This is a genomic window from Aquisalimonas sp. 2447 (assembly GCF_012044895.1).
Lineage (GTDB): Bacteria > Pseudomonadota > Gammaproteobacteria > Nitrococcales > Aquisalimonadaceae > Aquisalimonas.
The window spans coordinates 3,155,873-3,169,681 of sequence record NZ_CP050695.1; the positions used below are offsets into that span (position 1 = coordinate 3,155,873).

The following is a 13,809-nucleotide window of genomic DNA, read 5'->3' on the forward strand; positions in this document are numbered from 1 at the left end:
CGATGGGTGGGATTGCCGCCCCGTCAGGGTCGAAATGGCGGCCGCGTGCCGCCATTTCAAGGGCCCGTTCAGGCGGCCTCGTTGGCCTTGCGGTCGAAGGTGAAGTGCTCGTCCCGGTAGTCCACCTCGATGAGGTCGCCCGGCACGAAACTGCCCTGCAGGATCTCCTGGGCGAGGCTGTTCTCCACCCGGGACTGAATCACCCGCTTCAGCGGCCGTGCGCCGTAGACCGGATCGAAGCCGGCCTCGGAGAGCTTGCTCAGCGCCGCCTCGGTGAAGCGGATACCCATGTCCTTCTCCGCCAGCCGGTCCGACAGGTACTCGGTCTGGATCCGGGCAATGGCCTTGAGCTGCTCCTGCTCCAGCGGGTGGAACACCACCACGTCGTCCACCCGGTTGATGAACTCCGGCCGGAAGTGGGTGCCGACGATGTCCATCACCGAGTTGCGCATCTGGGTGTAGTTCTCCTCGCCGGCCATGGCCTGGATCACCTCGGAGCCCAGATTGGAGGTCATGACGATCACCGTGTTCTTGAAGTCCACGGTCCGCCCCTGACCGTCGGTGAGGCGGCCGTCGTCCAGCACCTGCAACAGGATGTTGAAGACGTCCGCGTGGGCCTTCTCCACCTCGTCCAGCAGGATCACCGAATACGGCTTGCGGCGCACGGCCTCGGTCAGGTAACCACCCTCCTCGTAGCCCACGTACCCCGGAGGCGCACCCACCAGCCGCGCCACGGAGTGCTTCTCCATGAACTCCGACATGTCGATGCGGACCATGGCCTCCTCGGTGTCGAACAGGAACCAGGCCAGGGACTTGCAGAGCTCGGTCTTGCCGACCCCCGTGGGCCCCAGGAACAGGAACGAACCGTTGGGCCGGTTGGGGTCGGACAGGCCGGCGCGCGAGCGGCGGATGGCGTCGGACACCACCTTGACCGCCTCTTCCTGGCCGATGACCCGCTCGCCCAGGGCCTCTTCCATGCGCAGCAGCTTCTCCTTCTCGCCCTCGAGCATCTTGGCCACCGGGATGCCGGTCCACTTGGAGACCACCTCGGCGATCTCTTCCTCGCCCACGTCGCTGCGCAGCAGCCGCTTCTCGGTGGTCATGTCCGCCTGGGACGCCATGTCCAGCTTGCGCTCCAGCTCCGGGATGGTGCCGTACTGCAGCTCCGACATGCGGGTCAGATCACCGGCACGCCGGGCCGTCTCCATCTCCTGACGGGCGCGCTCCAGCTGCTCCTTGATGGTGGTCGTGCCTTCCACCGAGGCCTTCTCGGAGTTCCAGATCTCCTCGAGCTCCCGGTACTCGGTCTCCAGCCGCTGGACCTCTTCGTCCAGGGTCTCCAGGCGCTTCTTGGAGGCGTCGTCGGACTCCTTCTTCAGCGCCTCGCGTTCGATCTTGAGCTGGATCAGCCGCCGCTCCAGACGGTCCATCTCCTCCGGCTTGGAGTCGATCTCCATGCGAATGCGCGAGGCCGCCTCGTCCACCAGGTCGATGGCCTTGTCCGGCAGCTGCCGGTCGGTGATGTAGCGGTGCGACAGGGTCGCCGCCGCGACGATGGCCGGGTCGGTGATCTCCACCTTGTGGTGGACCTCGTAGCGCTCCTTGAGCCCGCGCAGGATGGCAATGGTGTCCTCCACGGTGGGCTCGTCCACCAGCACCTTCTGGAAGCGGCGTTCCAGGGCGGCATCCTTCTCGATGTTCTTGCGGTACTCATCCAGCGTGGTGGCACCGATGCAGTGCAACTCACCACGGGCCAGCGCGGGTTTCAGCATGTTGCCCGCGTCCATGGAACCTTCGGCCTTGCCGGCGCCGACGATGGTGTGAATCTCGTCGATGAACAGGATGATCTGCCCCTCCTGCTTGGAGAGGTCGTTGAGCACGCCCTTCAGACGCTCCTCGAATTCACCGCGGTACTTGGCGCCGGCCACCAGCGCGCCCATGTCCAGGGACAGCACGCGCTTGCTCACCAGCCCCTCCGGCACCTCGGCGTTCACGATCCGCTGCGCCAGCCCCTCGACAATGGCGGTCTTGCCGACACCGGGCTCGCCGATGAGCACCGGGTTGTTCTTGGTCCGGCGCTGCAGCACCTGCACGGTGCGGCGGATCTCGTCATCGCGGCCGATCACCGGGTCCAGCTTGCCCTGTTCGGCCCGCTCGGTGAGATCGATGGTGTACTTCTCCAGCGCCTGGCGCTGGTCCTCGGCATTGGGGTCGTTCACCGACTCGCCACCGCGCACCGCCTCGATGGCCTGCTCCACCTTGTCTTTCGTGGCGCCGGCCTTGCGCAGCAGCTCACCCAGGTTGCCCTTGTCCTCGGCGGCGGCCAGCACGAACAGCTCGCTGGAGATGTACTGGTCCTTGCGTTTCTGCGCCAGCTTGTCGGTCTGGTTCAGCAACCGGCCCAGGTCATTGGAGAGCTGCACCTGCCCGTCGCCGCCTTCCACGGACGCCAGGCGCTCCATGGCCTCGCCCAGCTGGGAACGCAGATAGTTGACGTTCACCTGGGCCTGGTTCAGGAGATGCCGGACCGTGCCGCCCTCCTGATCCAGCAGGGCCACCATCAGGTGCACCGGTTCGATGAACTGGTTATCCCGCCCCACGGCCAGGGATTGCGCATCCTGGAGGGCGGTCTGGAATTTCGTGGTCAGTTTGTCCATTCGCATGGGTCAAATCCCTCATCAAAAGCCTGTCAATCTCTCTGCAAGAGTAGATGGGGACGGTTGGCCAGAAAGGAAAGGTTCTCGAACGAGATGTTCAGCGAAGCCGGAGCCGCTAAAGGGTGGCACAGGCTCCGGGCGGGTGGTCCGCTCACGGACCGTCTCCAGCCATGGACGGCTGGAGACGAGCTTACAGGGATGTACTTGCAGCGTGTCCGTGAGCGGACCACCCGCTCGGAGCCCCCGGACGAAGACTCAAAGACTCATCAGCGACAGAACCCGTCTACTACCGCACGAACGTCACCGCATCGGCGATCCCGGCGCGATCGGTGCGATACCGGTTCACCGGATCCCGCTCGTCGGCGTAACCGAAGGAGCACCCGAACAGCAGATGGCGATCCGCCGGCACGTCCAGGTGTTCCCGCAACAGATCCGGATAGGCCGCCAGCGACGCCTGCGCCACCGAGTGCACGCCCTGATCCAGGGCAGCCAGCATGAACGCCTGAATGTACAGCCCGCAGTCCACGCCGCCGTAGAAACCCAGGCTTTCATGACAGAACACCAGCAACGCATGCGGCGCACCAAACAGCTGGTAGTTGCGCAGCATCTGCCGCTGTCGCGCCTCGCGATCCTCCCTGGCAATCTCCAGGGCATTGTAAAGCGCCGCCCCGCACTCCTTGCGCCGCGTGTCGTGAACGCCCACGTACTCCCGGGGGAAGGGCCGATCCGGGTGCGGCTCCCCGCCGCCGGCCGCATGCGCATGGAGCTTCTGCCGCAACGCATCGGTGGCTTCCGGGGTCTCCGTGACACAGACCTCCCAGGGCTGGGTGTTGCACCAGGACGGCGTCTTCTGAGCCACATCCAGAATGTGCCGGATAATCCCCGGTGGCACCGGATCCTTGAGGAAGGCGCGGGCGCTGTAGCGCTGCCGCATGAGGTTCTCGAAATTCATGCAACACTCCTTTGCCGGGCGGATGCCCAGTGCGTCTGTACCGTTCGACGCGGCGCCCCGGCCGGGGTACCCTCATCGCACATAACGGTCGTTATTTCTGGAGGAGGAGCACCATGCTGGATGCCAGTGAAGTTGAGCTGTTCCGGGACACCGTCGGTCGCTTTCTCGACAACGAGGTGGCGCCGCACTACGAGGCCTGGGAACACGAGAAGCTTTTCCCGCGGGAGTTGTGGAACCGGCTCGGCGAGAACGGGTTCCTCTGCGTCGATGTTCCCGAGGAGTACGGCGGTTTCGGAGGCGACTTCGCCCTTTCCGCGGTGGTGGTCGAGGAGGTCGCCCGCCGGGGCTATGGCGCACTGGCGACCAACCTGTCGGTCCATTCGGACATTGTCGCCCCCTATGTGCTGCACCTGGGCACGGAGGAGCAGAAACAGACCTGGCTGCCGCGCATGGTCACCGGTGAGGCGGTGGGGTCCATCGGCATGACGGAGCCCGGCGCCGGTTCGGACCTGCAGGGCATGAAGACCCGCGCCGAGCGCGACGGTGACGCTTTCGTGCTCAACGGGCAGAAGACGTTCATCACCAACGGTTACCATGCGGATCTCCACATCGTCTCGGCGAAGACGGATCCCAAGGCGGGCGCGAAAGGGGTGACGCTGTTCACCGTGGATACGTCCCTGCCCGGCTTCGACAGGGGACGCAAGCTGGACAAGATCGGCCAGCACGGTTCGGATACGGCGGAGCTGTTCTTCTCGGATCTGCGCGTGGGCGCGGACCAGGTGCTGGGCGGCGAGGGCAAGGGGTTTGCCAATCTGATGAACGAGCTGCCGCGGGAGCGGTTGATCCTGGGTATCGGCGCCATCGCCGCCTGCGAGGGCATGCTGGAGCGCACGATCCAGTACGTGCAGGAGCGCAAGGCCTTCGGCCAGGCCATCGGCAGCATGCAGAACACGCGCTTTGCGCTGGCGGATCTGAAGGCCCAGATCGAGGTGAACAAGGCGTTCATTCGCCAGTGCACGGCGGAATACAACAAGGGTGAACTCACCACGACCAATGCCTCCGTTGCCAAGCTCACGACCACTGATCTGCAGTTCAAGGTGGCGGATCAGTGTCTGCAGTTGTTCGGCGGGTACGGCTACATGCGCGAGTATCCGATCTCCCGTGACTTCGTGGATGCGCGGGTGCAGCGCATCTACGGTGGCAGCAACGAGATCATGAAAGAGCTCATTGCGCGTTCGATTCTCGGGCGCTAATGCACCCTTCCCCGGTGCCGGTCCCTCGAACGGCCTTTCCGGCATTCGTCCGGGGGCGGGAAATCGGGTACGCCGGTCATGGACACGCCGCAAGTACATCCATGTAGGCTCGTCTCCAGCCGTCCATGGCTGGAGACGGTCCATGACCGGCGCACCCGATCCCCCGCCTGTGCCTCATTCACGGGTGCACCCGAAACTCCGCCTTCCCCGCCGTCAGCCCCGGGCCGTCCCGATGTGGCGCCGGGGCTGTTCACTTGAATCGCTCCACTACTTCGGCTGCATGCGGATGGCGCCGTCCAGGCGGATGCATTCGCCGTTGAGCATGGTGTTGCCGACGATGGCCTCCACCAGCTGCGCATACTCCGCGGGACGGCCCAGGCGCGGCGGGAACGGCACGCTGGCGCCCAGGGAGTCCTGCACGTCCTGGGGGAGGCCAAGCAGCATGGGCGTCTCGAACAGGCCGGGAGCGATGGTCATGACACGGATGCCGTGCCTCGCGAATTCCCGGGCGATGGGCAGGGTCATGCCCACCACGCCGGCCTTGGAGGCGGAGTAGGCGGCCTGGCCGATCTGGCCGTCGAAGGCGGCCACTGAGGCAGTGTTGATGATGACGCCCCGCTCGCCTTCCCTGTCCGGGTTGTTCTGGGTCATGGCCTGGGCGGCCAGGCGGGTCATGTTGAAGGTGCCCACCAGGTTGATCTGGACCACCTTGTTGAAGCGCTCCAGGTCGTGGGGCCCTTCCTTGCCCAGGGTCTTCTCCGGGGTGCCGACGCCGGCACAGTTCACCAGGCCGTGCACGGCACCGAAGGTTTCGTGGGCGGCATCCACGGCGTGCTGGGCGTCGGACTCCCGGGTAACGTCACAGCGCACGCTGTGCACGGCCCCGCTGAACTCGTGGGCGAGCTTGGCACCACCCTCCTCGTTCATGTCGGCGACCACCACCCGGGCACCGCCTTCCACCAGCCGCCGGGTGGTGGCTTCGCCCAGCCCGGAGGCGCCACCGGTGACAATGAATACGCGTTCGTCGATCTGCATGATGACCTCCTGTAACTTCGTTATTTATCGAATGCGAGTCACTTGACCCGCGTTGAATAACACTGGAATGTTGCCTGCACGACGGCCACCGGACGCGGCCGCCAGGCAACAACCAGAAACCGGAGGAGACCTATGGGCCCCCTGCAGGGAATTCGTGTCATCGAAATGGCCGGCATCGGCCCCGGCCCCTTCTGCGCCATGATGCTGGCGGACATGGGCGCCGACGTGCTGCGCGTCGACCGCAAGACCGCCAATGCACTGCCGGTGGACGACCCGGTCACCGCCCGCGGCCGCCGCTCGGTCACCGTGGACCTGAAACAGGCCGACGGCGTGGAGACCGTGCTCAAGCTGGTGGACAGCGCCGACGCCCTGATCGAGGGCTTCCGCCCCGGCGTCATGGAGCGCCTGGGCCTGGGTCCGGACACCTGTCTGGAACGCAACCCGAGTCTCGTCTACGGCCGCATGACCGGCTGGGGCCAGGACGGTCCCCTGGCCCACGCCGCCGGACATGACCTGAACTACATCGCGCTGTCCGGCGTTCTGCACAGCATCGGCCGCACCGGCCACAAGCCCACACCGCCGCTGAACCTGGTGGGCGACTACGGCGGCGGTGCGCTGATGCTGGCCTTCGGCACCGTCTGCGCCCTGCTGGAAGCGCGTCAGTCCGGCCAGGGGCAGGTGGTGGACGCCGCCATGACCGACGGCTCCGCCCTGCTCATGAGCCTGTTCCACGGCCTCAAGGCCCAGGGCCTGTGGTCCAGCAACCGCGGCACCAACCTCCTCGACGGCGGCGCGCCCTTCTACGACACCTACACCTGCGCCGACGGCCGGTACATCAGCATCGGCGCCCTGGAACCCCAGTTCTACGCCGAGCTCCTGGAGCGCCTCGGCCTCACCGACGACCCCGACTGCGCCCGGCAGATGAACGCCAAGGCCTGGCCCGCCATGCGCGAGCGCTTCGAAACCGTGTTCGCCACCCGCACCCGCGATGAATGGTGCGAGCTGCTGGAAGGCACCGACGTCTGCTTCGCCCCGGTGCTGGACATGAACGAAGCCGCGGACCACCCCCACAACCAGGCCCGCGGCACCTTCGTCCACCACGACGGCATGACCCAGGCCGCACCGGCGCCGCGCTTCTCCCGCACCCGCCCGGAACTCACCACCGGCGCCCGCGAACCCGGCGCGGACACCGACACCGCCCTGGCGGACTGGGGCATCGACGCGGTCACCATTAAAGAATTGCGGGACAAGGGCATCTGCTGATCCCGTACCATCACCAGAATCTGGACGACCGGCCAGGGACGGCCGAGAATCCTGAACTGGAGGACACGGCGGCAACCGGGGTAATCGGAGGCAAGGCGCGGTCAGGGGGCGGGGATGTTGGTCACGGACCGTCTGCGGCCAGGACGGCCGCAGTCGAGCGCCCATGGATGGGTTCACAGCGTGTCCGTGACCAACATCCCCGGCCCCTGACCGCGCCCCCGGACAAGCCGTAACCACTATCGAAGGGTCCGAAACAACGACGACTGAACTGCGAGGAGTACAGCCATGCAAGACGATCCCATTGTCATCGTCGGCGCCGCCCGCACCCCCATGGGTGGCCTCATGGGCGACGTCGCCAACCTGAGCGCCACCGAACTGGGCAGCTACAGCATCAGCGCCGCCCTGGAACGTGCCGGCGTCCCCGCCGACGACGTCAACGAAGTCTTCATGGGCAACGTCCTGCCCGCCGGCCTCGGCCAGGCCCCGGCCCGGCAGGCCGCCATGGGCGCCGGCCTGCCCAAGTCCGTGCCCTGCAACACCATCAGCAAAGTGTGCGGCTCCGGCATGCGCGCCACCATGTTCGCCCACGACGTGCTCGCCCTGAGACGCGGCCGCATCACCGTCGCCGGCGGCATGGAAAGCATGTCCCGGGCACCGTACCTGCTGGAGAAAGCCCGCGGCGGCTACCGCCTCGGGCATGGCAAACTCACCGACCACATGTTCTTCGACGGCCTCGAGGACGCCTACGAAAAGGGCGAACTCATGGGCAAGTTCGCCGAACGCTGCGCCAGCCACTTCCAGTTCAGCCGCGAGGCCCAGGACGACTTCGCCGAAGCCTCCCTGCGCCGTGCCCGCCAGGCCGCCGACGACGGCACCTTCGACGCCGAGATTGCGCCCATCACCATCAAGGAGCGCAAGGGCGAGCGCACCGTCAGCCGCGACGAACAGCCCTGGAACGCCGATCCCGACAAACTGCGGACCCTCAAGCCCGCATTCGATCCCCAGGGCACCGTCACCGCCGCCAACGCCAGCTCCATCTCCGACGGCGCCGCCGCGCTGGTGCTCATGCCACTGAGCGAAGCCGAGAAGCGCGGCCTGACCCCGCTGGCGGCTATCCGCGGCCAGGCCAGCCACGCCCGCGAGCCGCAGTGGTTCACCACCGCCCCCGTGGGCGCCACGCAGAATCTGCTGGAACAGGTGGGCTGGTCCGCCGGCGAGGTGGACCTCTACGAGATCAACGAAGCCTTCGCCGTGGTGGTCATGGCCGCCATGAAAGAGCTGGGCCTTCCCCACGACAAGGTCAACGTCCACGGCGGCGCCTGCGCCCTGGGGCACCCCATCGGCGCCTCCGGGGCGCGGATCATCGTGACCCTGCTGAATGCGCTGCAGAGACACGACCTGAAGCGGGGTGTGGCATCCATCTGCATCGGGGGTGGCGAGGCGACGGCAGTGGCTGTGGAGAGGCTGACCTGACCTGAAGTTGCCTTGAGGAGCGGCGCGGGTCGCGGCTCGCGCCGCTCCTACAACGCGATGGTGAGGAGCGATCATGGAGCTTGGCACCGCACTCCATGGATGCCGTGCAGGCACGCGCCGGGTGGTTCGGTCACGGACCGTCTGCGGCCAGGACGGCCGCAGTCGAGCGCCCATGGATGGGTTCACAGCGTGTCCGTGACCGAACCACCCGGCGTGGGCCGCCCCGGATAACCGGGAAAGGCCCTGGCGGTGAGGATGCCTGTACCCGTCGGTTGCCATGCCCGCTCAAAGGTCTCCGAAGTCGCCGTGGCGACCATGGCCGGAGGCGAAGCGGCTGGCGCCGGCAACGCCTTCCTCGCGCAACGCGCGCAGCCCCCGCTGGTATTCGCCGCGCAGGGACTCCGCCAGCGGCTGACCATGCTGGGCATAGGCCGACGCCCGGTCCATGCGCATGCACAGCTGCGGGAAACGGGTCAGTTCCCGGGCCAGCTCCTCGGCCGCGGCGCGGGCCTCGCCGTCCGGCACCACGCGGTTGCACAGCCCCATGGCGTGGGCCTCGTCGGCCGCCACCGTGCGTCCGGTGAGTATCAGATCCAGGGCGCGCCCCAGGCCGATGATCTGCGGCAGACGGACCGTGCCGCCGTCGATCAGGGGGACACCCCAGCGCCGGCAGTACACGCCGAACTTCGCGCTCGCCTCCATCACCCGCAGATCGCACCACAGCGCCAGCTCCATGCCGCCGGCCACGGCATGCCCGGAGACGGCGGCGATCACCGGTTTGGTGAGTAGCAGCCGGGACGGCCCCATGGGCGCCGGCGACTGCGTCACCCCGTCCGGGTCGGCCGGCGGATCCAGTTCACCCAGGTAGCTTTCCAGATCACCGGACGACACCGCCTTGAGATCCGCCCCGGCGCAGAATGTGCCGTGGTCGCCGCAGAACACGGCGACGCTGGCGTCGTCGTCCGCCTCGAACTCCAGGAACGCCCGGTGCAGCGCCCGGGCCGTGTCCGGGTCCACCGCGTTGCGGGCGTGCTGACGATCCAGGATCACCGTGGTGACGGCACCATCCTTCTCCACCCGGATCCCGCTCATTGCGACGACGACCCCCCGCCGTGCTGCAGGAACTCGATGACACTGGAGAAGTCCTTGCCGCCGTTGCCGGCGGCGGCGTGCAGCGCGTAGATGTTACGGGCGGTGGATCCCAGCGGCGTGGCCTTGCCGTCCTTCAGTGCGGCATCCATGGCCAGCCCCAGATCCTTGAGCATAAGCGCCGTGCCGAAGCCACCGGTGTAGCCGCGGGAGGCCGGTGTGCCGTCCATGACCCCGGGGTAGGGATTGTAGACGTTCAGCACCCAGTTGCCGCCGGAGGCCTGCTGCATGATGTCCGACAGGGCCTTGGGATCCAGCCCCTCGGCCACGCCCAGGTTGATGGCCTCGGACGTGCCGATCATGCTGATGGCGAGCAGCATGTTGTTGCACATCTTCGCCACCTGGCCGGCGCCGGCGGGGCCGGCGTGGAACACCGCCCTGCCCATGACGTCGAGCACCGGGCGGGCCTGCTCCACGGGGCCGGTTTCACCGCCCACCATGAACACCAGCTTGCCCGCCTCGGCGCCAGCGACGCCGCCCGAGACGGGGGCATCGATCATGGGACAGCCGGTATTCTCGGCCTCGGCTGCCACCGCGCGGGCGGTGTCGGCATCAATGGTGCTGCAGTCGATGAGCAGCGTGCCCTTGGCCACCTTGTCCAGCAGGCCGCCCTCGCCCAGATACAGCTCACGCACGTGCCGGCCCGCAGGCAGCATGGTGATGACCATGTCAACGCCGTCCGCCGCCTCGCCCGGGCCGGCACAGGCGGTGGCACCGGCGTCCACAAGACGCTGCACCGCCTCCTGCGAGAGGTCGAACACCCGCAGCGCGTGGCCGGCGCTGACCAGGTTGCTGGCCATGGGGCCGCCCATGTTCCCCAGTCCGATGAATCCGATGCTCGCCATGGCGTTCTCCTCCAGGCTCTGAGTCGACGGGGCATCCGCCCCGCGCGGGTGCTACAGGTCCGCCAGCGGGTGGCTGGTGTAATCCGATGGCAGACGGAAGTGGGCCTCCACCGTCGCCTCCGCGACCTCACTCAGCGACGGCACCGACCAGTTCGGGTTGCGGTCCTTATCCACCAGCAGCGCCCGGACCCCCTCGCGGAAGTCCGGGTGGCGGGAGGCCTGCACGGCCATGCACAGCTCCCGCCGGAAGCACTCGGCCAGGGACAGGTGCCGGCCTCCCCGGTACTGGCGATCGAACACCGCCTGGGACACGGGGCAGGCGCGGGTCAGACCCTTGGCCACGGACTGCAGGGCCTCGTCCGTCTCCGCCGCCCGGTGGATGGCGTCCACCACGGCGCCGGGCGTGGCATGGTCGGTCAGCGCCTGGATGGCGGCGAAGCGATCCATGAGCGGCGTCGGGCCGGAGGCGTCGTGGGCCTGCCAGACTGTGCCGAGCGCCTGGCTGGCGGCCTCGTGGCGCTCGCGCTCGGTGCGGCCCCAGCGGGCCGCCTTCAGGGCCTCCACCATGGTCTCGCGCTGGTCCGAAGCGATCATGTAGTCGCCCAGCCCCAGTTCGAAGATGTCGGAGCCAAACACGTGCTCGCCGGTGATGCCCAGGTAATAGCCCGTGCGGCCGGGCATGCGGGTCAGGAAGAAAGTGCCGCCTACGTCCGGGAACAACCCCAGGGGCATCTCCGGCATGGCCAGGCGCGAGCGCTCCGTGAGAATGCCGTGACTGGTGCCCGCCAGCAGGCCCACACCGCCGCCCATGACGATCCCGTCCGCCCAGCAGACGATGGGTTTGGGATAGGTGTGCACCGTGTAGTCCAGCCGGTACTCCGTGGTGAAGAACCGCTCCGCCACCGGCGCCGGCTCCCCCGGGGCGTGCTGCTTCATGTCGTGGTACAGGCTCACCACGTCCCCGCCGGCGCAGAACGCCTTCTCGCCGGTGCCCTCCAGGAACACGCCGGCCACGGAATCATCCGCGGCCCACTCGTCCAGGGCCGGCTGCAGGGCATCGATCATGGCCTGGCTGAGCGAGTTCAGCGATTTCTCGGCATTCAGCCGCACCCGCTTCAACTGCTGCCCATCGGCAGTCTCCAGGCTCTCGATGACGACCGGAGTATCACTCATTACCGGTGCCTCCACTGCGGTTCACGCTTCTCCACGAAGGCGGCCATGCCTTCCTTCTGGTCCTCGGTGGCGAAGATGGAGTGGAACACCCGCCGCTCGAACAGCACGCCCTCGGAGAGGGTGGTCTCGTAGGAGCGGTTCACCGATTCCTTGCACATGCTCACGGCCATGCGGGACAGCCCGGCGATCTGGCCGGCGGTCTTCATGGCCTCGTCCAGCAGCTGGTCCGCCGGCACCACCCGGCTCACCAGCCCGGAGCGCTCGGCCTCGTCGGCGTCCATCATGCGGCCGGTGAGGCACATCTCCATGGCCTTGGACTTGCCGACGAAACGGGTCAGTCGCTGGGTGCCGCCGGAGCCGGGGATGGCGCCGATCTTGATTTCCGGCTGGCCGAACTTGGCGGTGTCCGCCGCCAGGATGAAATCGCACATCATCGCCAGCTCACAGCCGCCGCCCAGGGCGTAGCCGCCCACGGCGGCAATCACGGGCTTGCGGCAGCGCAGGATCTGCTCCCACTCGCTGGTGATGAAGTCTTCCTTGTAGACATCGGCGAAGCCTTTGCTCTGCATCTCGCTGATGTCCGCCCCCGCGGCGAACGCCTTCTCGCTGCCGGTAATCACCATGACGGCCACGTCCTCGTCGCCGTCGAAGGCGGTCAGGGCCTCGCCCAGTTCGCGCATCAGGGCGCTGTTGAGGGCGTTCAGCACCTTGGGGCGGTTGAGGGTGATCACGCCGATGCCGTCGCGTTTCTCGGTGATGAGGTTGTCAAAAGCCATGGTGTCCCCGATCTCTTCAGTTGGTGGGCCGACCCGGCGGAGCGCTCAGGCCAGCAGGTTCTCGCTGCCCGGCGCCAGCAGGCGGCGGGCGATGATCACGCGCATGATCTCGTTGGTGCCCTCCAGGATCTGGTGCACGCGCACGTCGCGGACGTGGCGCTCCAGCGGATATTCCCGGATGTAGCCGTAGCCACCGTGGACCTGCAGGGCCTCGTTGCAGATGCGAAAGCCCAGGTCCGTGGCCAGGCACTTGGCCATGGCGCAGTAGGTGGTGGCCTCCGGGTGTTTCGCATCCAGCCGGGCGGCACCCAGGCGCACCATCTGACGGGCCGCCACCAGTTCCGTGGCCATGTCCGCCAGCTTGAACTGCACGCCCTGGAACTCGCTGATGGCCTGGCCGAACTGCTTGCGCTCGCCGGCATAGCGGCGGGCAGTATCCAGGGCGGCGGCGGCGGTGCCCACGGAGCAGGTGGCCACGTTCAGGCGACCGCCATCCAGCCCCTTCATGGCGATCCGGAAGCCCTCGCCCTCGGCGCCCAGGCGATTGGCCTCGGGCACGAACACGTCCTCGAAGGTGATGCCGCGGGTGGGCTGACTGTTCCAGCCCATCTTGCCTTCCTTGCGTCCGTAGGTGATGCCCTCGGCGTCCGCCGGCACGGCAAAGGCCGAGACGCCGCCGGCGCCTTCCCTGCCAGTGCGCGCCATGACCACCAGCAGGTCGGTCTCGCCGGCACCGGAGATGAACACCTTGCTGCCGGTGAGCCGGTAGCCGTCACCGTCACGCACCGCTTTCGTGCGCAGGGACGCCGCATCGGAGCCGGCACCCGGCTCGGTGAGGCAGTAGGAGGCCAGCTTCTCGCCGGCGGTGAGCTGCGGGCACCAGGCCTCGCGCACCGCGTCCTGACCAAAGGCGGCCACCATCCACGTGGCCATGTTGTGAATGGTGATGTAGGCCGTGGTCGAGGTGCAGCCGCCGGCCAGGGCCTCGAAGATGATGGTGGCATCCAGGCGGGACAGGCCCAGCCCGCCCACGTCCTCGGGGCAGTAGACACCGCAGAAGCCCAGCTCGCCGGCGAGACGCAGAGTCTCCACCGGAAAGATGCACTCCTCGTCCCAGCGGGCGGCGTTGGGGGCGAGCTCGCGATCAGCGAACTCGCGTGCCGTCTCCTGGAACGCGATCTGATCGTCGTTCAGTTCGAAATCCATGCGGACTCTCCGGTACGGGGGTGGCGC

At 67.5% G+C, this 13,809-nt stretch carries 11 protein-coding genes; 3 read left to right on the plus strand and 8 right to left on the minus strand.

Going from position 1 to position 13,809, the window contains the following annotated elements:
• Positions 1 to 68: 68 nt before the first annotated feature.
• Together clpB and KU884_RS14900 are read right to left on the minus strand one after the other, a co-directional pair.
• Positions 69 to 2,663, minus strand: coding sequence for an ATP-dependent chaperone ClpB (gene clpB, locus KU884_RS14895; RefSeq protein ID WP_174813748.1), 2,595 nt, complete (start codon positions 2,661 to 2,663; stop codon positions 69 to 71).
• Positions 2,664 to 2,943: 280 nt separating this feature from the next.
• Positions 2,944 to 3,609 carry a nitroreductase gene (locus KU884_RS14900; protein ID WP_167783365.1) on the minus strand — a complete coding sequence of 222 codons (666 nt, stop codon included), beginning with the start codon at positions 3,607 to 3,609 and terminating at the stop codon, positions 2,944 to 2,946.
• Positions 3,610 to 3,722: 113 nt separating this feature from the next.
• Between KU884_RS14900 and KU884_RS14905 the strand changes: the two genes are divergently transcribed.
• Positions 3,723 to 4,862, plus strand: coding sequence for an acyl-CoA dehydrogenase family protein (locus KU884_RS14905; RefSeq protein WP_167783366.1), 1,140 nt, complete (start codon positions 3,723 to 3,725; stop codon positions 4,860 to 4,862).
• Between the two features lie 267 nt (positions 4,863 to 5,129).
• Here KU884_RS14905 and KU884_RS14910 read toward each other — a convergent pair whose 3' ends face one another.
• Complete coding sequence (locus KU884_RS14910; protein WP_167783367.1) at positions 5,130 to 5,897, minus strand: 3-hydroxyacyl-CoA dehydrogenase; 768 nt, start codon at positions 5,895 to 5,897, stop codon at positions 5,130 to 5,132.
• Between the two features lie 132 nt (positions 5,898 to 6,029).
• Between KU884_RS14910 and KU884_RS14915 the strand changes: the two genes are divergently transcribed.
• Both KU884_RS14915 and KU884_RS14920 read left to right on the plus strand, forming a co-directional pair.
• Positions 6,030 to 7,160, plus strand: coding sequence for a CaiB/BaiF CoA-transferase family protein (locus tag KU884_RS14915; protein ID WP_167783368.1), 1,131 nt, complete (start codon positions 6,030 to 6,032; stop codon positions 7,158 to 7,160).
• 285 nt (positions 7,161 to 7,445) lie between these two features.
• Positions 7,446 to 8,633 (plus strand): acetyl-CoA C-acyltransferase, encoded by a 1,188-nt coding sequence (locus tag KU884_RS14920; protein WP_167783369.1) that lies wholly within the window; start codon positions 7,446 to 7,448, stop codon positions 8,631 to 8,633.
• Between the two features lie 285 nt (positions 8,634 to 8,918).
• Here the strand turns inward: KU884_RS14920 and KU884_RS14925 are convergent, their stop codons facing one another.
• The 5 genes from KU884_RS14925 to KU884_RS14945 are packed head-to-tail and all read right to left on the minus strand — an operon-like array spanning position 8,919 to position 13,782.
• A complete protein-coding gene (locus tag KU884_RS14925) occupies positions 8,919 to 9,725 on the minus strand; it encodes a crotonase/enoyl-CoA hydratase family protein (RefSeq protein ID WP_167783370.1) in 807 nt (268 codons plus the stop codon).
• On the minus strand, positions 9,722 to 10,627 hold the full coding sequence (mmsB, locus tag KU884_RS14930) for a 3-hydroxyisobutyrate dehydrogenase (protein ID WP_167783371.1): 906 nt from the start codon (positions 10,625 to 10,627) through the stop codon (positions 9,722 to 9,724). The genes KU884_RS14925 and mmsB overlap by 4 nt, the downstream gene beginning before the upstream one ends.
• A gap of 51 nt (positions 10,628 to 10,678) precedes the next feature.
• Positions 10,679 to 11,800 carry an enoyl-CoA hydratase/isomerase family protein gene (locus KU884_RS14935; RefSeq protein WP_167783372.1) on the minus strand — a complete coding sequence of 374 codons (1,122 nt, stop codon included), beginning with the start codon at positions 11,798 to 11,800 and terminating at the stop codon, positions 10,679 to 10,681.
• Complete coding sequence (locus KU884_RS14940; protein ID WP_167783373.1) at positions 11,800 to 12,576, minus strand: enoyl-CoA hydratase; 777 nt, start codon at positions 12,574 to 12,576, stop codon at positions 11,800 to 11,802. The genes KU884_RS14935 and KU884_RS14940 overlap by 1 nt, the downstream gene beginning before the upstream one ends.
• A gap of 45 nt (positions 12,577 to 12,621) precedes the next feature.
• The gene (locus tag KU884_RS14945; protein WP_167783374.1) at positions 12,622 to 13,782 is read right to left on the minus strand and encodes an acyl-CoA dehydrogenase family protein; all 1,161 of its coding nucleotides are present in this window, start codon (positions 13,780 to 13,782) and stop codon (positions 12,622 to 12,624) included.
• Between the last annotated feature and the right edge of the window lie 27 nt (positions 13,783 to 13,809).

Coding starts and splice junctions, on each gene's coding strand:
- clpB (WP_174813748.1), bottom strand. CDS start 2,663: ATGCGAATGGACAAACTGACCACGAAATTCCAGACCGCCCTCCAGGAT.
- KU884_RS14900 (WP_167783365.1), bottom strand. CDS start 3,609: ATGAATTTCGAGAACCTCATGCGGCAGCGCTACAGCGCCCGCGCCTTC.
- KU884_RS14905 (WP_167783366.1), top strand. CDS start 3,723: ATGCTGGATGCCAGTGAAGTTGAGCTGTTCCGGGACACCGTCGGTCGC.
- KU884_RS14910 (WP_167783367.1), bottom strand. CDS start 5,897: ATGCAGATCGACGAACGCGTATTCATTGTCACCGGTGGCGCCTCCGGG.
- KU884_RS14915 (WP_167783368.1), top strand. CDS start 6,030: ATGGGCCCCCTGCAGGGAATTCGTGTCATCGAAATGGCCGGCATCGGC.
- KU884_RS14920 (WP_167783369.1), top strand. CDS start 7,446: ATGCAAGACGATCCCATTGTCATCGTCGGCGCCGCCCGCACCCCCATG.
- KU884_RS14925 (WP_167783370.1), bottom strand. CDS start 9,725: ATGAGCGGGATCCGGGTGGAGAAGGATGGTGCCGTCACCACGGTGATC.
- mmsB (WP_167783371.1), bottom strand. CDS start 10,627: ATGGCGAGCATCGGATTCATCGGACTGGGGAACATGGGCGGCCCCATG.
- KU884_RS14935 (WP_167783372.1), bottom strand. CDS start 11,800: ATGAGTGATACTCCGGTCGTCATCGAGAGCCTGGAGACTGCCGATGGG.
- KU884_RS14940 (WP_167783373.1), bottom strand. CDS start 12,576: ATGGCTTTTGACAACCTCATCACCGAGAAACGCGACGGCATCGGCGTG.
- KU884_RS14945 (WP_167783374.1), bottom strand. CDS start 13,782: ATGGATTTCGAACTGAACGACGATCAGATCGCGTTCCAGGAGACGGCA.